General features: G+C 69.4%; 17 protein-coding genes. 11 read left to right on the forward strand and 6 right to left on the reverse strand.

The window, feature by feature from the left end; genetic code table 11:
* The first annotated feature begins 1 nt into the window (after position 1).
* Positions 2-673 (forward strand): response regulator, encoded by a 672-nt coding sequence (locus ABT004_RS17805; RefSeq protein WP_351337468.1) that lies wholly within the window; start codon positions 2-4, stop codon positions 671-673.
* Between the two features lie 63 nt (positions 674-736).
* Here the strand turns inward: ABT004_RS17805 and ABT004_RS17810 are convergent, their stop codons facing one another.
* The 4 genes from ABT004_RS17810 to metH form a co-directional block, all read right to left on the reverse strand.
* Positions 737-2314: an ABC transporter substrate-binding protein gene (locus ABT004_RS17810; RefSeq protein ID WP_351337471.1), complete on the reverse strand. Its 1578-nt coding sequence runs from the start codon at positions 2312-2314 to the stop codon at positions 737-739.
* A 71-nt stretch (positions 2315-2385) separates the two neighbouring features.
* Complete coding sequence (locus ABT004_RS17815) at positions 2386-3993, reverse strand: ABC transporter substrate-binding protein (protein WP_351337474.1); 1608 nt, start codon at positions 3991-3993, stop codon at positions 2386-2388.
* A gap of 368 nt (positions 3994-4361) precedes the next feature.
* Complete coding sequence (locus tag ABT004_RS17820) at positions 4362-5057, reverse strand: HAD family hydrolase (RefSeq protein ID WP_351337476.1); 696 nt, start codon at positions 5055-5057, stop codon at positions 4362-4364.
* A 98-nt stretch (positions 5058-5155) separates the two neighbouring features.
* Positions 5156-8674, reverse strand: a complete 3519-nt coding sequence (metH, locus tag ABT004_RS17825) for a methionine synthase (RefSeq protein ID WP_351337479.1) — start codon at positions 8672-8674, stop codon at positions 5156-5158.
* A 272-nt stretch (positions 8675-8946) separates the two neighbouring features.
* Here metH and ABT004_RS17830 point away from each other — a divergent pair, with 272 nt between their 5' ends.
* The 4 genes from ABT004_RS17830 (at position 8947) to ABT004_RS17845 (ending at position 14102) form a co-directional block, all read left to right on the forward strand.
* Positions 8947-9720 (forward strand): IclR family transcriptional regulator, encoded by a 774-nt coding sequence (locus ABT004_RS17830; RefSeq protein WP_351337481.1) that lies wholly within the window; start codon positions 8947-8949, stop codon positions 9718-9720.
* 367 nt (positions 9721-10087) lie between these two features.
* Entirely contained in the window at positions 10088-10882 is a 795-nt protein-coding gene (locus ABT004_RS17835) for an MIP/aquaporin family protein (RefSeq protein WP_351337483.1), read from the forward strand.
* 46 nt (positions 10883-10928) lie between these two features.
* Positions 10929-12476: a glycerol kinase GlpK gene (gene glpK / locus ABT004_RS17840; RefSeq protein WP_351337486.1), complete on the forward strand. Its 1548-nt coding sequence runs from the start codon at positions 10929-10931 to the stop codon at positions 12474-12476.
* 9 nt (positions 12477-12485) lie between these two features.
* A complete protein-coding gene (locus ABT004_RS17845; protein ID WP_351337489.1) occupies positions 12486-14102 on the forward strand; it encodes a glycerol-3-phosphate dehydrogenase/oxidase in 1617 nt (538 codons plus the stop codon).
* A gap of 121 nt (positions 14103-14223) precedes the next feature.
* Here the strand turns inward: ABT004_RS17845 and ABT004_RS17850 are convergent, their stop codons facing one another.
* Both ABT004_RS17850 and ABT004_RS17855 read right to left on the reverse strand, forming a co-directional pair.
* Positions 14224-14757 carry a MarR family winged helix-turn-helix transcriptional regulator gene (locus tag ABT004_RS17850; RefSeq protein ID WP_351337492.1) on the reverse strand — a complete coding sequence of 178 codons (534 nt, stop codon included), beginning with the start codon at positions 14755-14757 and terminating at the stop codon, positions 14224-14226.
* Positions 14758-14828: 71 nt separating this feature from the next.
* Positions 14829-16211, reverse strand: coding sequence for an MFS transporter (locus ABT004_RS17855; RefSeq protein WP_351337495.1), 1383 nt, complete (start codon positions 16209-16211; stop codon positions 14829-14831).
* A gap of 230 nt (positions 16212-16441) precedes the next feature.
* Between ABT004_RS17855 and ABT004_RS17860 the strand changes: the two genes are divergently transcribed.
* From ABT004_RS17860 to ABT004_RS17885, 6 genes are read left to right on the forward strand one after another with little or no spacing between them, the layout of a single operon-like run.
* Positions 16442-17926, forward strand: coding sequence for an aldehyde dehydrogenase (locus tag ABT004_RS17860; protein WP_351337498.1), 1485 nt, complete (start codon positions 16442-16444; stop codon positions 17924-17926).
* Between the two features lie 23 nt (positions 17927-17949).
* The gene (locus ABT004_RS17865; protein ID WP_351337499.1) at positions 17950-18882 is read left to right on the forward strand and encodes a VOC family protein; all 933 of its coding nucleotides are present in this window, start codon (positions 17950-17952) and stop codon (positions 18880-18882) included.
* Positions 18879-19673, forward strand: a complete 795-nt coding sequence (locus ABT004_RS17870) for an aspartate dehydrogenase domain-containing protein (RefSeq protein WP_351337502.1) — start codon at positions 18879-18881, stop codon at positions 19671-19673. The genes ABT004_RS17865 and ABT004_RS17870 overlap by 4 nt, the downstream gene beginning before the upstream one ends.
* Entirely contained in the window at positions 19670-20476 is an 807-nt protein-coding gene (locus ABT004_RS17875) for an alpha/beta fold hydrolase (protein WP_351337505.1), read from the forward strand. The genes ABT004_RS17870 and ABT004_RS17875 overlap by 4 nt, the downstream gene beginning before the upstream one ends.
* Positions 20477-20503: 27 nt before the next feature.
* Positions 20504-21025, forward strand: a complete 522-nt coding sequence (locus ABT004_RS17880; RefSeq protein ID WP_351337508.1) for a cupin domain-containing protein — start codon at positions 20504-20506, stop codon at positions 21023-21025.
* Positions 21018-21773, forward strand: coding sequence for an SDR family oxidoreductase (locus tag ABT004_RS17885; protein WP_351337511.1), 756 nt, complete (start codon positions 21018-21020; stop codon positions 21771-21773). The genes ABT004_RS17880 and ABT004_RS17885 overlap by 8 nt, the downstream gene beginning before the upstream one ends.
* Positions 21774-21814: the final 41 nt, after the last annotated feature.

A 21814-nucleotide genomic window follows, 5' to 3' on the forward strand; every position in this document is an offset into this window, starting at 1 on the left:
CGTGGCCATCCGCGTCCTGCTGGTCGACGACCAGCCGCTGCTGCGTACGGGCTTTCGCATGATTCTGGAGGCCGAGCAGGACATCGCGGTGGTCGGCGAGGCCGGGGATGGCCTGCAGGCGCTTGACCAGGTGCGTGCCCTGCAGCCCGATGTGGTCCTCATGGACATCCGGATGCCGCGGATGGACGGCGTGGAGGCGACACGGCAGATCTCGGGTCCCGGCAAGGACGGCCCGGCGAAGGTCCTGGTGCTCACCACGTTCGATCTCGACGAGTACGTGGTGGAGGCGTTGAAGGCGGGGGCCAGCGGCTTCCTGCTCAAGGACGCGCCCGCGGGCGAGCTGGTGCAGGCGATCCGGGTGGTGGCGGCCGGCGAGGCGATGCTGGCGCCGAGCATCACGCGCCGTCTCCTCGACAAGTACGCGGACCATCTCCCGTCCGGGGACGAGCCGGTGCCGGACACGCTGGGCACGCTCACGGAGCGGGAGGTCGAGGTGTTGAAGCTGGTCGCGCGCGGCCTGTCGAACGCCGAGATCGCCGCCGACCTGTTCGTGAGCGAGACGACGGTGAAGACGCACGTCGGCCATGTGCTGACGAAGCTGGGCCTGCGCGACCGGGTGCAGGCGGCTGTGTACGCGTACGAGAGCGGGCTGGTCCGCCCGGGCGCGCAGTAGGCAGTAGAAACGAAGGCGGCGGTCACCATCACGGTGACCGCCGCCTTCGTGTGCGTACGGTGTTCAGCCCTTGCTGATCTCCCAGAACCGGAAGACGGTCGACGCGTCGAGGCAGTTCTCCAGGCCGTACACGTCGGACTTGGCGACGGCGTACTGCTTGGCCTGCCAGACCGGCAGGATGGGCAGTTCGTCGGCGACGATGTCCTGAAGCTGCTCGTAGCGCGGGACCGTTCCGGAGCGGTCGCTGCGGGCGCCGGTCTCGGGGATGATCCGGCCGGTGATGGTGCTGTTCTCGTAGCGGTTGTCGAGGACGTTGCCCTTGCCGAAGAACGGCTGGGTGAAGTTGTCCGGGTCCGGGTAGTCGGGCACCCAGCCCTTGACGTAGACGCCGTACTTGCCGGACTTGATGTCCCGCTCGTACTGGGCGAATTCGACGGACTTCACGTCGGCGTCGAACAGGCCGCTCGCGTTGAGCTGCTTGGCGATGGTCTTCAACTCGGCGTCGGTGGCCGGGCCGTAACGCGCGGGCGTGGACCAGAGCGTGAGCTTGACCGGCGTGTCGATGCCGTCGGCGCGCAGCGCGGCCGCCGCCCTGCTCTTCGAGGGGCGGGCCCCGTACTTGTCGAAGAAGGCGGTGTTGTGGCCGGTGATGCCCGCCGGGATGATCGAGTACAGCGAGGTGGCCGTCTGGTCGTACACGTCGCTGATGAGGGCGTCGCGGTCGATGAGGTGGGCCATCGCCTTGCGGACGCCGATCTTGCCGGCGACCGGGTCGTCCATGTTGAAGACGAGGTGCTGGACCTCGGCGCTCGTGCCCTCGATGACGTCCAGGTCCTTGGTGCCGGACTCCTGGATGTCGGCGACGTCCTTGGCGGCGAGGCCGCGGTAGGCGAGGTCGAGGTTCCCGGCGAGCAGCGACTTCTTCAGGCCTGCCTGGTCACCGTGGAAGAACTTCATGGTGACGCCCTGGTTCTTGACCTTGGCGGTGCCCTCGTACTTGGAGTTGACCGAGAAGTCGGCCTGCTTCTTGCCGAAGGAGTCGAGCTGGTAGGGGCCGGAGCCGGTGGCCTTGCCGTCCGTGCGCAGCTTGTCCGCGGGGTATGCGGTGTGGTCGACGATCGATCCGGCGCCCGAGGCGATCTTGCTGGGGAAGGTCGCGTCGGCGGACTTCAGCTTGAAGGTGACGGTCCTGGCGTCCGGGGTCTCGACCTTGTCCAGCATCGGGAACATGATCGCGGGACCGGCCGCGTCGTTGATCTTCATCATGCGGTCGAAGGAGAACTTGACGTCCTTCGACGTGAGTGCGTTCCCGTTGCTGAACTCGAGGCCGGAGCGGAGCGTGCACGTGTAGACCTTGGTGGCGCTGTCGCTGAAGTGGCACTCCTTGGCGGCTTCCGGCTGCGGTTCGGTGCCACCGTTGGGGAAGCTGAGGAGCGACTGGAAGACGTTGTTGAACAGCAGCCACGAGCCGGGGTCGTAGCCGGAGGCAGGGTCGGTGGCCTGGATGTCGTCGGACATTCCCATGACCACGGCGTCGCCGTTGCCGGCTGAGTCGCTCTCGTCAGAGCCACAGCCGGCCAGGAGTGCCGCGGAGAGTACCGCGCCGAGGGGCATGACCAGCCACTGGTTGCGCATTCTCACGTACGTGCCTTGTCGTCGGTCGAGCGGACGGACTGGGGCCGGCCCGCGAGTGGACCGGCCCCGGGGTGGGCTCAGCCGCTGACGCCGCGGCCCAGCTCCCACAGCTGGAGGATCGAGGAGGCGGACAGCGCCCACTCCACCCCGGTGATGTCGTCGCGGGCGGCGACGTACTGCTTGCCCTGCCACAGCGGGAGAACGGGCACGTCGTCGGCGACGATGTTCTGGATCTGCTGGATGGGCTTGGACGCGGTGAGCCGGTCGGCCTCGCGGCGCTCGGCCGGGATCAGGTCACCGCGGATGCTGCTGTTGGAGTACGGGGACGACAGGAAGTTGTCCTTGTCGAGGAACGGCGCGAGGAAGTTGTCGGCGTCCGGGAAGTCGGGGAACCAGCCCATCCCGTAGACGTCGTACTTCCCGTTGAGCTGGGCGTCGCGGTAGGTGTCCCAGACGTCGCCCTTGATGTCGACGTCGAAGAGGCCGCTGGTGTTCAGCTGCTTCTGGAGGAGCTCGAACTCCTTCTTGGTGCCCGATCCGTAGTGGTCGCTCGTGTAGTGCAGGGTGAGTTTGATCGGCGTGTGGATGCCCGCCCGCTGCAGAATCGATGCGGCCTTGGACCTGCTGGGGTTCTGGTACTTGTTGAAGAACGAGTTCTGGTGGCCCGTGATGCCGCTGGGCACGAGCGAGTACAGCGGCTCGGCGCCGGTGCCGTACACCTCGGACGCGATCTCGCCGCGGTCGACGAGCTGCGCCATGGCCTGCCGGACGGCCTTGTCCCGGACGGTGCTCGCCTTGGTGTCGAAGCCGAGGTAGCGGATCTCCATGCCGGGCATCTCGACCAGGTTGACGTTCTTGGGCGCGCTGTCCGAGTACTTCTTGATCTGCTCCGGCGACATGGTGCGCGTCATCATGTCGATGTCGCCCTTCTCCAGCGCCTTGCCCATGGCGTCGGCGCCGGTGAAGGAGTCCAACTCAACCTTGTCGTTCTTCGGCTTCAACTGCCCCTTGTAGTTGGGGTTCTTGGTGAAGACGGTCTTGACGACGGCGTCGTTCTTGACGGTGGCCTTCAGGGTGTACGGGCCCGAGCCGTTGACCTCGAAGCCGTTGCGCAGCTTGTTCTTCGGGTAGTCGTCGGGGTCGACGATGCCGGCGGTGGGGGTGGCCAGCTTGTACGGGAACGTGGCGTCCGGGGACTTGAGGTGGAAGATGACCTCGCGGTCGCCCTGGGTCTCGATGGTGTCGATCGAGGAGAGCAGCCCGAAGGAGTTGCTGTCGCTCTTGATGTTCAGGACACGGTCGATGGAGTACTTCACGTCGGCCGCGGTGATGGGCGTGCCGTCGGCGAACTTGAGGTCCTTGCGCAGCTTGCAGGCGTAGCGCTCGCTGCCGCTGTCGGAGAATATGCAGCTCTGGGCGGCCTCGGGCACGGGCTCGCCGCTGCCGCTGCGGGGCATCGCCATGAGCGTCTGCACGGTCTGGCGCAGTACGTTCCAGGATCCGGAGTCGTAGGCGTACGCCGGGTCGAACGGCGCGGGCACCTTGCCGGAGGCGATGAACCGGTCCGTGGTGCCCACCTTGATCGCATCGCCGCCCGCGTCCGAGCTGTCGGACCCGCCGCACGCGGCGAGCACGGGGGCCAGCAGACCGATGATGGCCGGCAGCACCAAAGTCTTGCGGTTCATGCTCGAAGTTCTCCAGAGCTGTTGAACCCGCCGGCCCGGCGAAAGGGGTGGGACGCGTGGGCGACGGGAGAGTACGGCGATGTTCTCGCGACGACATTAATGGGCGTACCGCCGCCGCGCCGCCGCGGTTCGCGGGTGCGGGATCGGGGCTTCCATCACGCTGTGGAATCAGGCGTGGACGCACCGAAAACACCTCAGGAGGAAGGTTCGTCGCATGGGGTGGCCAATCGGGACACAAAGGCGCCCCATACTGCACGGAAGGCGCTCGCGCAGCATGCGTCGGATGACCTGTCGACCCTCGGGGAAGTGGGAAAGGTCACACCCTCAACAAGCCTGTCGTACGCACGGATTCAGCCACCCCGGGGACTTCAGGACGTCATGAGTCCCTGTAGGAAAGGCACGTTGACGTGTTCCAGGGAGCGGACGACGGTGCGCCGGGGTGCCGGCTCGATCGGTGACACGGAGGGCACGGCGACGACCTGGCAGCCCGCCGCCTCGGCCGCTGTGACGCCGGTGGCGGTGTCCTCGATGACGGCGCAGCGGGCGGGCTCCGCGCCGAGCCCCGAGGCGGCGAGGAGGTACGGGTCGGGGTGCGGCTTGGTCCGTGAGACCTCGTCACCGGCGACGGTGAGGCGGAAGTTGGCGGGTCCGAGCGAGTGCAGGACGCGGTCGATGATGCGCCGGTGGGAGGCGGAGACGAGCGCCGCGGGCACGTCGTGCGCGGCGAGTTCGGCGAGGAGTCTCGCGGCCCCCGGCATCAGTGGCAGGGAGCTGCTGATGCGCTTCTCGAAGGCGTCGTTGAGCAGCACGGTCACCTCGGGCACCGTGATGTCGGCGCCGGTGGCCTCGATGAGGAAGCCGGCGCTGCGGGTCATGGGCCCGCCGACGACGACGTGGCGCCAGGCGTCCTTGAGGGTGTGGCCGAGTTCGGCGAAGACGGCCGCCTCGGCGTCCCACCAGAATCCCTCGGTGTCGACGAGTGTTCCGTCCATGTCGAGGAGCACGGCCTGAAGCGTGGAGCCTTCGGCCGTTCGGGTACCGAGTGCGGGGACCGTACTGGTCATCCGTACACCTCCATGAGGGACGAAGAGGCCGGTTGCCCCCTTTCGAACACAAGGGCAACCGGCCTGCGCTGGACCGACCAGTGTACGACCGGTCGCGATTACCGCGCGTTGAAGTACTTCGCCTCGGGGTGGTGGATGACGATCGCGTCGGTGGACTGCTCGGGGTGGAGCTGGAACTCCTCGCTGAGCTGGACGCCGATCCGCTCCGGCTCCAGGAGGTCGGCGATCTTCGCGCGGTCCTCCAGGTTCGGGCAGGCGCCGTAGCCGAGGGAGAAGCGGGCGCCCCGGTACTTCAGGGCGAACATGTCCTCCATGGCGTCCGGGTCCTCGCCCGCGAAACCCAGCTCGGCGCGGGTCCTGGCGTGCCAGTACTCGGCGAGGGCCTCCGCCAACTGCACGGACAGGCCGTGCAGTTCGAGGTAGTCGCGGTAGGAGTCGGAGGCGAACAGCTTCGCCGTCTCCTCGCCGATCCGCGAGCCGACGGTGACGACCTGGAGGCCGACGACATCGGTCTCGCCGGACTCCTCCGGGCGGAAGAAGTCCGCGAGGCAGAGGCGGCGGCCGCGCCGCTGGCGCGGGAAGGTGAACCGGGTCCGCTCGTTGCCCGCGTCGTCGAGGATGATCAGGTCCTCGCCCTTGGAGACACACGGGAAGTAGCCGTGCACGACGGCCGCTTCGAGCATGTTCTCCGTGTGCAGCTTGTCGAGCCAGCCGCGCAGCCGCGGACGGCCCTCGGACTCCACCAGCTCCTCGTACGAGGGTCCGTCGCCGGTGCGCGCCTGGCGCAGGCCCCACTGGCCCTTGAATAGGGCGCCCTCGTCGAGCCAGGACGCGTACTCCTTGAGCTGGATGCCCTTGATGACGCGGGTGCCCCAGAAGGGCGGCTCGGGGACCGGGTTGTCGACGGCGACGTCGGAGCGCACGGGGCCCTCGTCGACCTCGTCCTCGATGACCACGTCCCGCTTGGGGACACGGCGCTGCTTGAGCTCCGGCAGCACCGCGCCGGGGACGCCGCGCTTGACGCCGATGAGCGCGTCCATCAGGCGCAGGCCCTCGAACGCGTCGCGGGCGTAGCGGACTTCGCCGTCGTAGATCTCGTGCAGGTCCTGCTCGACGTAGGCGCGGGTGAGCGCGGCGCCGCCGAGGATCACCGGGAACTCGGCTGCCAGCTTGCGCTGGTTGAGCTCCTCCAGGTTCTCCTTCATGATCACGGTCGACTTGACCAGGAGACCCGACATGCCGATGACGTCGGCCCGGTGCTCGGCGGCCGCGTCGAGGATCGCGGAGACGGGCTGCTTGATGCCCAGGTTGACCACGTTGTAGCCGTTGTTGGACAGGATGATGTCGACGAGGTTCTTGCCGATGTCATGGACGTCGCCGCGCACGGTGGCGAGCACGATGGTGCCCTTGCCCTCCGAGTCGGACTTCTCCATGTGCGGCTCCAGGTGGGCCACCGCGTTCTTCATGACCTCGGCGGACTGGAGCACGAACGGCAGCTGCATCTGGCCTGAACCGAACAGTTCGCCGACGACCTTCATGCCCTCCAGGAGGGTGTCGTTGACGATGTCCAGGGCGGGGCGGGTCTCGAGGGCCTCGTCGAGGTCGGCCTGCAGGCCGTTCTTCTCGCCGTCGATGATGCGTGCCTTGAGGCGCTCGTCCAGCGGGAGGGCCGCCAGCTCCTCGGCCTTGCCGGCCTTCATCGACTTCGCGGTGGCGCCCTCGAACAGCGCCATCAGCTTCTGCAGCGGGTCGTAGCCCTCGGAGCGCCGGTCGTAGACCAGGTCGAGGGCGGTCTGCACCTGCTCCTCGTCGAACCGGGCGATCGGCTGGATTTTGGAGGCGTGCACGATCGCCGAGTCCAGGCCGGCCTTCGTGCACTCGTCCAGGAAGACCGAGTTGAGGACGATGCGGGCGGCCGGGTTGAGGCCGAAGGAGATGTTCGACAGGCCCAGCGTCGTCTGTACGTCGGGGTGGCGGCGCTTGAGTTCACGGATCGCGTCGATGGTGGCGATGCCGTCCTTGCGGGACTCCTCCTGACCGGTGCAGATCGTGAACGTCAGGCAGTCGATGAGGATGTCGGACTCGCTGATGCCCCAGTTCCCGGTGAGGTCCTCGATCAGCCGCTCGGCGATCTGGACCTTGTGCTCGGGGGTGCGGGCCTGGCCCTCCTCGTCGATGGTCAGCGCGATCAGCGCGGCGCCGTGCTCCTGCGCCAGCTTGGTGACCTTCGCGAAGCGGGACTCGGGGCCGTCCCCGTCCTCGTAGTTCACGGAGTTGATGACCGCACGGCCGCCGAGCTTCTCCAACCCGGCCCGGATCACCGGGACTTCGGTGGAGTCGAGGACGATCGGGAGGGTGGAGGCGGTGGCGAAGCGTCCCGCCAGCTCCTTCATGTCGGCGACGCCGTCGCGGCCCACGTAGTCGACGCACAGGTCGAGCATGTGCGCGCCCTCGCGGATCTGGTCGCGGGCCATCTCCACGCAGTCGTCCCAGCGGGCCTCCAGCATGGCCTCGCGGAACTTCTTCGAACCGTTGGCGTTGGTGCGCTCACCGATCGCCATGTACGCGGTGTCCTGGCGGAACGGCACCGTCTGGTAGAGCGAGGCGGCGCCCGGCTCGGGCTGCGGGGTGCGCGACGTCGGCTCGGCGCCGTGCACGCGCTCGACGACCTGGCGCAGGTGCTCGGGGGTCGTGCCGCAGCAGCCGCCGATCAGGGAGAGGCCGTACTCGCCGACGAACGTCTCGTGCGCGTCGGCCAGTTCGGCCGCGGTCAGCGGGTAGTGGGCGCCGTCCTTCGTCAGGACGGGCAGACCGGCGTTGGGCATGCAGGACAGGGGCACGCGCGCGTGCCGGGCGAGGTAGCGCAGGTGCTCGCTCATCTCGGCGGGGCCGGTCGCGCAGTTCATGCCGATCATGTCGATGCCGAGCGGTTCGAGCGCGGTGAGGGCCGCGCCGATCTCGGAGCCGAGCAGCATGGTGCCGGTGGTCTCCACGGTGACGGACACGATGATGGGCACATCGATCCCGGCCACCTCGCGGGCCCGGCGCGCCGCCACCACGGAGGCCTTGGTCTGCAGCAGGTCCTGGGTGGTCTCGACGAGCAGCGCGTCGGCGCCGCCGGCGAGGAGGCCCTCGGCGTTGCGCTGGTAGGCATCGCGGATGGTGGCGTACTCGACGTGCCCGAGGGTGGGCAGCTTGGTGCCGGGGCCCATCGAGCCGAGGACCCAGCGCTGCCGTCCGCTGCGGGCGGTGTGCTCGTCGGCCACCTCGCGGGCGATGCGGGCACCCTTCTCGGACAGCTCCTCGATCCGGTGGGCGATGTCGTACTCGCCGAGGGCCGCGAAGTTGCAGTTGAAGGTGTTGGTGCCGACGCAGTCGGTGCCGACGGAGAAGTACTCGTCGTGGACCGAGCGGACGATGTCGGGCCGGGAAACGTTGAGGATTTCGTTGCATCCCTCAAGGTTCTCGAAGTCCTCAAGGGTGGGGTCCTGCGCCTGCAGCATGGTGCCCATGGCTCCGTCGGAGACGACCACGCGTGAGGCGAGGGCCTTCCGGAGGGCTTCCACACGAGCACGGGACTCAGCGGCGGCGGATGCGGGCGTTGGCAACGAGGCCATGAAAGTTCTCCCAGAGGTGCGACGGCTGTCGGCTTTGCGGCTCCACTCCCGGAGGCGCACCCGGTCAGGGTAACGGGGACGATGGTCCCGTTGTGGGTACGTCCACGAGCCGGAACGGCGTGCGCGTGTCGTGGCCGGAAGCATCCGATGGAAATATTGGCGCACGCCGCGCTCGCCGGAGGTCGGCAACGACCGATACTGTTCAGCATTGCCGAACGGTGCACGACACCACCTCTGCCAGCTGTCAAGATCCGAGGGAGGAAGGGACTGCGATGGCACGCAACATCCAGTCGCTCGAACGGGCCGCGGCCATGCTCCGGTTGCTCGCGGGCGGCGAGCGGCGGCTCGGCCTCTCGGACATCGCCGCCGCGCTCGGCCTCGCCAAGGGCACGGCCCACGGCATCCTGCGCACCCTGCAGGCCGAGGGCTTCGTGGAGCAGGACTCCGCCTCGGGGCGCTACCAGTTGGGCGCCGAGCTGCTCCGCCTGGGCAACAGCTACCTGGACGTGCACGAGCTGCGGGCGCGCGCCCTGGTGTGGACGGACGACCTGGCCCGCTCCAGCGGCGAGGCGGTCTACCTCGGCGTACTGCACCAGCAGGGCGTGCTGATCGTGCACCACGTGTTCAGGCCCGACGACAGCCGGCAGGTCCTGGAGGTCGGCGCGATGCACCCGCTGCACTCCACGGCCCTCGGCAAGGTGCTCTCCGCGTACGACCCGGTGGCGCACAGCGAGGCCCTCGAGGCCGAGCGCAAGGGCTTCACCACGCGGACAGTGTGCGACTCCGGCGAGCTGGAGGCGGTGTTCGACCTCACCCGAGCGCGCGGGTACGCCGCCGACGTCGAGGAGACCTGGGAGGGCGTGGCCTCGGTCGCCGCCCCGATCCACGACCGGCACCGGATGCCGGTGGGCGCGGTGGGCATCACCGGCGCCGTCGAGCGGGTGTGCAGGCAGGACGACCCGGCGGCGCTGCGCCCCGAGCTGATCGCGGCCGTCCGCGACTGCGCCCGCTCCGTCTCCCGCGATCTGGGCGCCAGCCGCTTCTGAAGCCGCTCCGCCCGCACCCCACGAGCCGCGACTCACACGGCGGACGTGGCTCAAGGTGCAGACCACACCAATCCGAGTGACCATCGTTGAACGCCCACCGGCCCGTCGCCCTCAACGGTGGGCCGATAGCCACAGGCGATCAATAACGATCGCGCATTCGATAAAAGATCCCTTGACGAGCCGGGAACCACAGAGCGAGACTCGCGTCCATCGGTCGGCATTGTCGAACACCTACCGGCAATACGCGTTAGAGTGTGAACAGGCCAGACCGGACCCGACCCTCGCCTGAGGGCTCGGACCACCGGAAAGGGACCCGGGAGGTTCGTTACTCGGGTTTTCCCCTGGACGAAGGACAAAGGAGTCGCGGGTGTCCAGCCACGACATCTTCCTTGGCGAGACCATCGGTACCGCCATATTGGTTCTGCTGGGCGGTGGCGTGTGCGCCGCCGTCACTTTCAAGCGCTCGAAGGCCTACGAGGCCGGCTGGGTCGCCATCGCGTTCGGCTGGGGCTTCGCGGTTCTCACCGGCGCCTATCTGGCGGGCGGCGTCTCCGGCGCCCACCTCAACCCGGCCGTCACCATCGGCCTCGCCATCGAGGGCGGCACCAAGTGGAGCGACGTACCGCTCTACCTGGTCTCCGAGCTCTTCGGCGCCATGATCGGCGCCGTCCTGGTCTGGCTCGCGTACTACGGGCAGTTCCACGCCCACCTCACCGACCGCGAGGTGCTGGCCGCGCACAACGGCACCGACGGCGAAGAGGGTCTCGTCGACCCGAAGGCCGCACCCGAGGCCGGCCCCGTGCTCGGCGTCTTCTCCACCGGTCCGGAGATCCGGAACCTGGCGCAGAACCTCATGACCGAGATCATCGCCACGGTGGTGCTCGTCCTGGCGATCCTCACGCAGGGCCTGAACGACAACGGCAACGGCCTGGGCACCCTCGGCGCCCTCATCACCGCACTCGTCGTGGTCAGCATCGGTCTCTCCCTCGGTGGCCCCACCGGCTACGCCATCAACCCGGTCCGTGACCTCGGTCCGCGCATCGTGCACTCGCTGCTCCCGCTGCCCAACAAGGGCGGTTCGGACTGGTCGTACGCCTGGGTCCCAGTGGTCGGTCCGCTCATCGGCGGAGCCATCGCCGGCTTCCTCTACAAGCTGTTCTGAGCGACGCCACCGAGACCACCGACTTACGTACGACGAGGAGCACACCGTGACCGACGCACACACCACCGGCCCCTTCATCGCGGCGATCGACCAGGGCACCACGTCCAGCCGCTGCATCGTGTTCGACAAGGACGGCCGGATCGTCTCCGTCGACCAGAAGGAGCACGAGCAGATCTTCCCGAAGCCGGGCTGGGTCGAGCATGACGCGAACGAGATCTGGACCAACGTCGAGGAGGTCGTCGCCGGAGCCATCACCAAGGCCGGCATCACGCGCGACGACATCAAGGCGATCGGCATCACCAACCAGCGCGAGACGACGCTGCTCTGGGACAAGAACACCGGCGAGCCCGTCCACAACGCGATCGTCTGGCAGGACACCCGCACCGACGCCCTGTGCAAGGAGCTCGGGCGCAACGTGGGGCAGGACCGCTTCCGCCGCGAGACCGGCCTCCCGCTGGCGAGCTACTTCGCGGGTCCCAAGGCCCGCTGGCTGCTCGACAACGTCGAGGGTCTGCGCGAGCGCGCGGAGCGCGGCGACATCCTCTTCGGCACGATGGACACCTGGGTCATCTGGAACCTGACGGGTGGTGTCAACGGCGGCAAGCACTACACCGACGTCACCAACGCCTCCCGCACGATGCTGATGAGCCTGCACGAGATGCAGTGGGACGAGCGGATCTGCTCGTCCATCGGCGTCCCGATGTCGATGCTGCCGGAGATCCACTCCTCCGCCGAGGTCTACGGCGAGGTCACCGGAGGCAAGCTGGGCGACCTGCTCGGCGGCATCCCGGTCGCCTCGGCGCTCGGCGACCAGCAGGCGGCCCTGTTCGGCCAGACCTGTTTCGCCGAGGGCGAGGCCAAGTCCACGTACGGCACCGGCACCTTCATGCTGATGAACACCGCGGACAAGGCCATCAACTCGTACTCGGGCCTGCTGACCACGGTCGGCTACCAGATCGGCGACCAGAAGCCGGTCTACGCGCTCGAGGGCTCGATCGCCGTCACGGGCTCCCTGGTGCAGTGGATGCGCGACCAGATGGGCCTGATCAAGTCGGCCGCCGAGATCGAGACGCTGGCCTCCAGCGTCGAGGACAACGGCGGCGCGTACTTCGTGCCGGCCTTCTCCGGCCTGTTCGCCCCCTACTGGCGCTCCGACGCGCGCGGTGTCATCGCGGGTCTGACCCGCTACGTCACCAAGGCGCACCTCGCGCGCGCCGTCCTCGAGGCCACCGCCTGGCAGACCCGCGAGATCACCGACGCCATGACGAAGGACTCCGGCGTCGAACTGACCGCGCTCAAGGTCGACGGCGGCATGACCTCCAACAACCTGCTGATGCAGACCCTCTCGGACTTCCTGGACGTGCCCGTGGTGCGCCCGATGGTCGCCGAGACGACCTGCCTCGGCGCCGCCTACGCCGCCGGTCTCGCCGTCGGCTTCTGGTCCAGCACCGACGAGCTCCGCGCCAACTGGCGCCGGGCCGCCGAGTGGACCCCCCGCATGGACGCGGCCACCCGCGACCGTGAGTACAAGAGCTGGCTCAAGGCCGTGGAGCGGTCCATGGGCTGGCTCGAAGACAGCTCTGTCGAGGAGTAACACCCCACCATGACTACCCAGTCCACCCTGCAGACCGTGCCTGCCCTCGGAACGCACCCGGTCGCCGGTTCCAACCCGAGCCGCGCCGAGACCCGCGAGCAGCTTTCCAAGGCGACGTACGACCTCCTGGTCATCGGCGGCGGCATCCTGGGCATCTCCACTGCCTGGCATGCGGCGCAGTCCGGCCTGCGGGTGGCCCTGGTCGACGCCGGCGACTTCGCCGGCGCCACGTCCTCCGCGTCCTCCAAGCTGCTCCACGGCGGCCTGCGCTACCTGCAGACCGGCGCGGTGAAGCTCGTCGCGGAGAACCACTTCGAGCGGCGTGCGGTGTCCCGCAACGTGGCCCCGCACCTCGCCAACCCGCTCACCTTCTACCTGCCCGTCTACAAGGGCGGCCCGCACGGCGCGGCCAAGCTGGGCGCGGGTGTGTTCGCGTACAGCGCGCTGTCCGCGTTCGGTGACGGTGTGGGTCACCTGCTGTCCCCGGAGAAGGCCCAGCGCGATGTGCCGGAGCTGCGCACCGACAACCTGAAGGCCGTTGCCGTGTACGGCGACGACCAGATGAACGACGCGCGGATGGCGTTGATGACCGTGCGTGCGGCTGTGGACGCGGGCGCTGTCGTTCTCAACCACTCCGAGGTCACCGGGCTGCGCTTCACCAACGGCCGGGTCACCGGCGCCGAGCTCAAGGACCGTACGAGCGGTGACGAGTTCGGGGTCAACGCCCGTCTGGTGCTGAACGCGACGGGCCCCTGGGTCGACCACCTGCGCAAGATGGAGGACCCGAACTCGGCGCCGTCCATCCGCCTGTCCAAGGGCGCACACCTGGTGATGAAGCGGACCGCCCCCTGGAAGGCCGCGCTCGCGACCCCCATCGACAAGTACCGCATCACCTTCGCCCTCCCCTGGGAGGACATGCTGCTGCTCGGCACGACCGACGAGGAGTACGAGGGTGACCCCGCGGATGTCTCGGTCACCGAGAAGGACATCGACCAGATCCTGGACGAGGCCGCCTTCTCGGTCCGTGACCAGCAGCTCAAGCGGGAGCTGATGACGTACTCCTTCGCCGGTCTGCGCGTGCTGCCGGGTGGCCCCGGCGACACGTCGAAGGCCAAGCGCGAGACGGTCGTCAACGAGGGCAAGGGCGGCATGCTGTCCGTCGCCGGCGGCAAGTGGACGACGTTCCGGCACATCGGCCGCACGGTCATGCAGAAGCTGGAGGCGCTGCCGGGGCACCCGCTCGGTGACGACTTCGAGCAGATCAAGAACCTGCCGAAGAAGCTTCCGCTGCCGGGTGTCGCCAACCCGCGTGCCGTGGCGCACCGGCTGCTGGTCGACAGTCCGGCGCCCGGGCCGCGGATGGGGGCCGACACGGCCAAGCACCTGGCGACGCACTACGGTTCGCTGTCCTTCGACATCGCGCGGCTTGCCAACGAGAGCCCGGAGCTGGCGGAGCGGGTGCACCCGGATGCGCCGGAGATCTGGGCGCAGGTCGTGTATGCACGTGATCACGAGTGGGCCGAGACGCAGGACGATGTGTTGCGGCGGCGGACGACGTTGACGATTCGTGGGCTTGACACGGATGACGTGCGGTCCAAGGTGCAGGATCTGCTCGACAAGAAGTAGGCCTGTACGTAGGCGGATGGGGCGGCACCCACGGGGGTGCCGCCCCATTTGCCTGTTGCCGCGGCGGGGTTGCGGTCTCGGGGCTCTGCCCCGGACCCCGCTGCTCAATCGCCGCAGGGGCCTAAATGGAGCCTGACTCGTCGTCCGAGTCCAGGATCGAGTGCTCCAACTTGCCCAGCAGGCGCGCCAGTTGGCGGCGTTCCGCCGGGGAGATGGCGGCGAGCATGCGTTCCTCGTTGGCCAGGTGGTCCGTGAAGACCTCGTCGACCTTGGCGAGGCCCTCGTCGGTGAGGCGGGAGTAGACGACGCGGCGGTCTTCGGCGTCCCGCTCGCGCACGATGAGGCCGTCCTTCTCCAGGCGGTCCATGCGCAGGGTGACCCCGGCGGACGAGACGAGCCCCGAGTCCGCGAGCTGCCCGGCGGTGAGCCGGTAGGGCTTGCCGGCGCGGCGCAGCGCGGTCAGCACGTCGAACCCGGCGACGGACAGGCCGTGCCGGTCGATCGACGCGTTGAGCTTGGTGTTGTAGCGCAGGAACGAGCGGTGCAGCCGGGCCAGCACCTCCAGCGGTCCTGTGTCGAGCTCGGGCCGCTCCCGCGCCCAGTCCGCCACGATCTGTGTCACGGCGTCGCGCCGCTTCGGCTTCCGCTCGGCCATCCCGTCCCCTCGCGCGCTTCCCACGGGCGGACGCGAAATCGTACGCCCCTGAAAATTCTACCCCTGAGTCATTACGCGTTGAGCTCCTCCAGGGTCTTCCCCTTCGTCTCCACCGCGAACAGGGCGATCACCGCGCCCACGGCCGCCATGCCCGCCAACTGTGCGAAGACCAGGCCGAGTCCACCGCCGGAGCCGATGATCGCGCCGACCGTGATCGGGCCGAGGATGACGCCGAGCCGGTTCCACAGGCCGCCGAAGGCCGCGCCGGTGGCACGGTTGGCGGTGGGGTACAGCTCGGGCGAGTAGAGGTAGAGGCTCGCGTTGATCGCGTAGACGAAGAACGTGGTGACGGAGGCGAACAGGGCGACCTGGAGGCCCGAGGTGACGCCCGCGACGGCCAGCACGCCGAGGGCGAGGGCGGCCCCGCCGAGCCCCGCGACCAGGGCGGGACGCCGGCCGATCCGGTCGATGAGGAGGGCGACGACGAGCGTGCCGAGCAGGCCGGTGACGTTGCCGAGCATCGTGTAGGCGAGCGAGGTCGTCAGGTCGAGGCCGAAGTTCTTCGTGTACAGGGACGGCAGCCAGGTCGCGATGCCGTAATTGACGTAGTACCCGGAGAACCACAGGGCGGACAGGACGGCGGTGCGGCGCCGGTATCGGCCGGTGAACAGGTCCCGCAGGCGCCCGCGTTCCACCTTCGCGTCGGGCGTGCCGCCGGGCTGCGGCAGCGGCTCGCCCACCGCTCGCTCGACCTCCGCCTCGATCCGGGCGACGGCCCGCTCGGCCTCCTCCGTACGCCCCTGCGAGAGCAGCCAGCGCGGCGACTCGGCGACGTGCTTGGGCAGCGCCACGGCGATCAGGACGGGCAGCGCGCCGAGCACGAACATCGCGCGCCAGCCCAGGTTCGGCACCACCCACACCGCGACGAGGCTGGCGGCCGCGAGTCCGGCCGGGAAGATCATCTCGTAGAGCAGGACGAAGCGGCCGCGCTTGTCGGAGCGGGAGATCTCGTTGATGTACGTGGCCGCGACCGGGACGACGCCGCCGATGCCGAGCCCCTGGACGAACCGGAAGCCCGAGAACAGCTCGATCCCGTTCGCCGTGGCGACGGCGAGGCTCGCGAGGCCGGTGATCGCGACGCCCAGCGCCACCGTGCGCACCCGGCCGATCCGGTCCCCCAGCCACCCGGCGACCAGCGCGCCGAGCAGCATGCCGACGGATCCCGTGGTGACCGCGAAGGTGGCCTGCCCCGTGCTCAGGTGCCAGTCCTTGATGAGGACGGGCAGCGCGGAGGCGGCCAGGAGCTGGTCGAAGGCCTCGAAGAACGTCACGGCGCCGATCAGGCAGCGCACCTTGACGTGCCAGCGGGAGTGCGGAAGTCGTTCGAGTCGGGCCGCGATCGAGCCGAGGCCCTGTTTATCGGGCATGCCCGGTTTGCCTGCCACTGTCGTCATGGGGAGGTGTCCTTCCGCGAGCACGCGAACACAGGGACGTGAAGGGGGATGCCGCGACCTTAGAAGGCAACTACTTAGCGGTCAATGGTTAGGCGCTTAGGGATCTGAAAGCCGTGCACTCCGCAACTCTTCTTCAAGCACGCCCTTGCGGAGAAACACTTAAGCGCTTAGATTTCTAGCGCTTCGACTCAACAACGCACCTACGCACCACTCCATTTGGAGGTCCCGCCGTGCCTCAGCACCCCACCGAAATCCTCGTCGCGGGCCAGTGGCGACGCGGCTCCGGTGCCCCGCTCGACACGGTCGACCCCGCCACCGGGCAACTGCTCGCCACGCTGCACACCGCCTCCGCCGAGGAGGTCGACGAGGCCGCGCGGGCAGCGGCAGCGGCAGCGGCTGACCCCGCCTGGCGGGAGCTGCTCCCCCACCAGCGGGCCCGGCTCCTGTACCGGATCGCGGAGCTGACCGAGGAGGCCGCCGACGAGCTGGCCGCGACGCAGACCGCCGACACCGGAAAGACCCTCACCGAGACGAAGGCGCTCGCGCTCAGCGCGGCAGGCACCTTCCGCTACCTCGCCGCGACCCTGGAGACCGCCGAAGAGGCGATCACCCCCTCGCGCGGCCCGTACGTCACGATGAGCGTGCACGAGCCGATCGGCGTGGTCGGGGCGATCAACCCGTGGAACTCCCCGGTCGCCAGCGACGCACAGAAGCTCGCGCCCGCCCTGGCCGCGGGGAACGCGGTGCTGCTCAAGCCGGCCGCCTGGACCCCACTGGTCTCCCTGAGGCTCGGCCGGATCATCACGCGGGCCCTCACCGAGTTCGGCCTGCCCACCGCCCTGCTGTCGGTGCTCCCGGGCAGTGGCCGGGTGGTGGGGGATGCCGTCGTACGGCACCCGCTCGTCGGCCGGATCGGATTCACCGGCGGCACCGAGACCGGCCGCTCCATCGCGGAGATCGCGGCACGGAAGCTGATCCCGGCCTCTCTGGAGCTCGGCGGCAAGTCGCCGACGATCGTGCGGGCCGACGCCGACGCCGAACAGGCCCTGGCGGGTGTGATGTTCGGGATCTTCTCGTCCAGCGGGCAGTCCTGCATCGCGGGTTCGCGGCTGTTCGTGCACGCGTCACTGTACGAGTCCTTCATCGGTGAACTGGTCTCCCGTGTAAGGAAGTTGCGGGTCGGGCCCGGCACCGACCCCGACACCCAGGTGGGCCCGCTCGTCCACGCGAAGCACCGGGACTCGGTCGCCGCGTACGTCGACCTCGCCCGCTCCGAGGGCGCCGAGGTGCTGTGCGGCGGCTCCGCACCCGAGGGCCCCGCGTACGAGAACGGCGCGTACTACCTGCCGACCGTCCTCGCCGGGCTGCCGAACGACTCCCGCACCTGCCAGGAGGAGATCTTCGGCCCGGTCCTCGTGGTCCTCCCCTACGACGACGAGGACGACCTGGTCCGCCAGGCCAACGCCTCCGTGTACGGCCTGGCCTGCGGGATCTGGACCCGCGACCACCGCGCCGCCTGGAACCTGGCCCGCCGGATCGACGCGGGCACCGTGTGGATCAACACGTACAAGCAGTTCAGCGCGGCCACCCCGTTCAGCGGGATGAAGGACAGCGGCCTCGGCACCGAGAAGGGGCGTGACGCCATCCGCGCCTACCAACGCCAGAAGTCCCTGTACTGGGGCACGTCCGCAGCCCCGCTCCCCTGGGCCAACTGACCATGCCTGCAACGGAGTTCCGTATGTCCCACCCCACTCACCCGCCCATCGCCCGGCTGCGCGCGCTGCGCTCCGTCGAGCTGCTCACCCCCTCCTTCGCCGAGGCCACCGACTTCTACGAGGACGCGTGGGGGCTGGAGGTCGTCGAGTCCGAGCACAGCGCGAGCTGGCTGCGCGGCACTGGCGAGCAGCACCACGCCCTCCAGCTGACCCGCTCCGACCGCACGGGGCTCGGCCGCCTCGTGTTCGCCGTCGCCACGCCCGCCGAGATCGACGAGGCGGCGCGGCGGCTCGAAGCCCGCGGCATCGTGCCGCTCGCCGGGCCCGGCCTCCTCGACCAGGTGGGCGGGGGCTACGGTCTGCGGTTCCACGACCACGAGGGCCGGCTCGTCGAACTGTCCGCCGAGACCTGGGCGGTCGCGCCGCGCGGGCAGGACACGGCGGTGCCGGTCGGTGTCACGCACGCGGTCCTCAACACCCCGGACATCGACGCCGCCGTCGCCTTCTACCGCGACGTCCTCGGCCTGCGCGTGTCCGACTGGTCCGAGCACCAGATGGCGTTCCTGCGCTGCAACGCCGACCACCACTGCATCGCGTTCAACCAGGCCGAGTGGGTGTCCCTCAACCACGTGGCGTACGAGATGAGTTCGGTCGACCACTTCATGCGCGGGCTCGGGCGGCTGCGCCATCACGGGATCGTCCCGAAGTGGGGTCCGGGGCGGCACGGGCCCGGCAACAACACGTTCTCCTACTTCACCGATCCGACCGGGCTCGTCTGCGAGTACACGTCCGAGGTCGCGCAGATCGTCGAGGACCGGTGGATCGCCAAGGTGTGGCGGCGGGTGCCGGAGCTGTCCGACCTGTGGGGCACGGCGGGGGCGCCGTCGAAGGAGATCCGCTGTCACATGGCCGGTTCGCCGGAGTCCCCGGTCATTCCTGAAGGAGCACAGAAATGAGCACGCTCAAGATCGGGCTCGTCGGCTGGGGCGCCATCGGCCGCGTCGTCGGCACCGCGCTGGCCCAAGGGGGCGTTCAGGGCGCCGAGTTGACCGGCATCGTCGACAACCGGCCGCTCGGTGAGGCGGCGCCCGCGCCGCAGGTCACCTTCGAGGAGGCCATCGAGGCTTGCGACCTGATCGTCGAGGCGGCAGGTCAGGGCGTCGTACGGGAATGGGGCGAGCACGTCCTCGACCACGGCACCGATCTGCTCGTGGCCTCGACCGGGGCCCTCACCGACGACGAGCTGAGCAAGCGGCTGCTCGCCGCCGGGCCCGGCCGGGTGTTCTTCACGGGCGGGGCCGTCGGCGGCCTCGATCTGCTCCAGGCCGTGCGGGGCCTGGGGCCGATCGAGGACGTCCGGCTGACGACCACGAAGCTGCCCGCCACCCTCGAACAGCCGTGGATGGACGCGGAGTTGCTGGGCCGCATGCGCTCAGCGACCGGGCCGGTCGTCGTCATGTCGGGCACGGCGCGCGACGTGCCCGTGAAGTTCCCCAAGTCGACGAACGTGGCCGCCTCGGTCGCCCTCGCTGTCGGCGACCTGGACGCTGTGCGGGTCGAGGTCGTCGCCGATCCGGGGGCCACGCTCACCCGGCATGTCATCGAGGCGTCCGGGGAGCACGGCTCGTACCGCTTCGAGGTCGCGCACCGGCCCGACCCGGGCAACCCCGCGACCAGCCGGATCGTGCCGTACGCGGTGCTGCGGTCGGTGGCCGCGCTCGCCGGACGGCCGGGGCAGATCCTGTGACGGCCGCCCACCCGGACACCAACCCAGCCGCCCACCCTGCCGTCCATGTGGAGGAGGCCGGCACCGAAGGCCCCCTGCTGGTGTGTCTGCACGGCATCGGCTCCTCGTCGGCCGCGTTCGCGCCGCAGCTCGCCGCACTGAGCGAGCACGCGCGCGTGGTGGCCTGGGACGCCCCCGGCTACGGCAAGTCCCCCGACCCGGAAGGCCCGTTGGACCTGGACGGGTTCGCGGACGCCGCCGCCGACCTCATCCGCTCGTACGGTCCGTCGGCACACGTCCTCGGTGTCTCGTGGGGCGGTGTCATCGCGCTGCGGCTCGCGACCCGGCACCCCTCGCTCGTCGAGTCACTGATCGTCGCCGACTCCAGTACGGGCTCCGGCACCGACCCCGCCAAGGCCGAAGGCATGCGGGCCCGCGTCGCCGACCTGGCGGAGGCCGGCCCACGCGCCTTCGCCGAGAAGCGCGGCCCCCGCCTCGTCTCCGACCTCGCGCCCGCCGCACTCGTCGAGCGGGTCGTCGACACCATGGCCGCCTCCGTGCGGCTGCCCGGATACGGGTACGCCGCCGAGTCCATGGCCGGCGCCGACCTGCGCCCCGAACTGTCCGCCGTCTCCGCGCCCACCCTCGTGATCTGCGGCGACCGCGACAAGGTCACCGGCGCCGAGGCCTCCCAGGCCATCGCCGGGGGCCTGCACAAAACCGCCTACGTGATCGTCAAGGACGCCGGTCACCTGGCCAACCAGGAACAGCCCGAGCGGTTCAACGCCTGGGTCCTGTCCCACCTGCACATCGTCACCCTCTAGTTCCAGCTCTAGCGAAGGACACCCACCATGCCTCTGACCACCACCGAGTACGACAACGGCAGCGACCTCGGCACGTACACCGACTCGCTGATCGCCTCGAAGGAGTCCCGCGTCGCGGACTTCGACACGCTCTCCTTCCAGGAGAAGGCGGGCAAGCAGTACCGCCGCGGCCAGATCCGCTACGTCGGCTCCGGCGCCACCGGCAACCACGAGGGCGACAGCCGCATCCTCCCGTCCGGCGGCTTCACGTTCTCCAACATGCTGCTGCCGCCCGGCGCCGAGGGCCCGGCCCACACCCACCACGACGTGGAGGAGGCCTTCTTCGTCCTGGAGGGCGAGGTCCGCGTCGGCGTCCACCGCGGCCCGGACGAGGTCGAGTACCGCACCCTCGGCTACCGCGACATGATCGTGGTGCCCGCCGGTGTGACCCGCTCGCTGAAGAACGAGGGCGACACCGACGCCCTGTTCTGCGTCGTCATCGGCACGCAGAAGCCGCAGGTGCCCTCGTACCCCGAGTACTCGCCGATGCACGGCGTCACCCGTGACTGAGCTGTCCCCCAAGGACGCGCGCACGGTCGTCGTGACCGGGGCGGGCCGCGGCCTGGGCCTTGCCATGGCCCGCCGGGCCGCCGAGGACGGCTTCCGGGTCGTCCTCGCGGAGCTCGACCCCGAGCGCGGCGCCCGGGCCGCCGAGGAGCTGCGCGGCGAGGGGCACGACGCGCACTTCGCGCGCTGCGACGTGGCGGACCCGGCGTCCGTCGAGGAACTCGCCTCGGCCGTAAGGGACTTGGGCGGGCTCTACGGACTCGTCAACAACGCGGCCCTCGCCAACGGCGTCGGCGGCAAGGAGTTCCAGGACATCGACATCGAGGCCTGGGACCGCCTGATGACGGTGAACGCGCGCGGCCCCTGGCTGGTGTCGAAGGCGCTGCACCCGCTGTTTGGCCCGACCGGACGCATCGTCAACATCGCCTCGGACGCGGCCCTTTACGGCTCCCCGCGGCTCGCGCACTACATCACGTCGAAGGGCGCCGTCATCGCCCTCACCCGCGCGATGGCCCGGGAACTCGGCGAGCGCGGCATCACCGTCAACGCGCTGGCGCCGGGCCTCACCGAGTGCGAGGCGACCGAGGGAGTGCCGGAGGAACGGCACGGCTTGTACGCCGCGAACCGGGCGATCTCCCGGCCGCAGCAGCCCGACGACCTCACCGGTCTGGCCTCCTTCCTCCTCTCCGAGGAATCCCGCTATCTGACCGGACAGGTGATCGCCGTCAACGGCGGCTTCACCATGAACTGACCACTGAACCTCTGAACCAACTTCCTTACTGGAGCACTGAG

Source organism: Streptomyces sp. NPDC002790 (assembly GCF_040295505.1).
GTDB lineage: Bacteria > Actinomycetota > Actinomycetes > Streptomycetales > Streptomycetaceae > Streptomyces.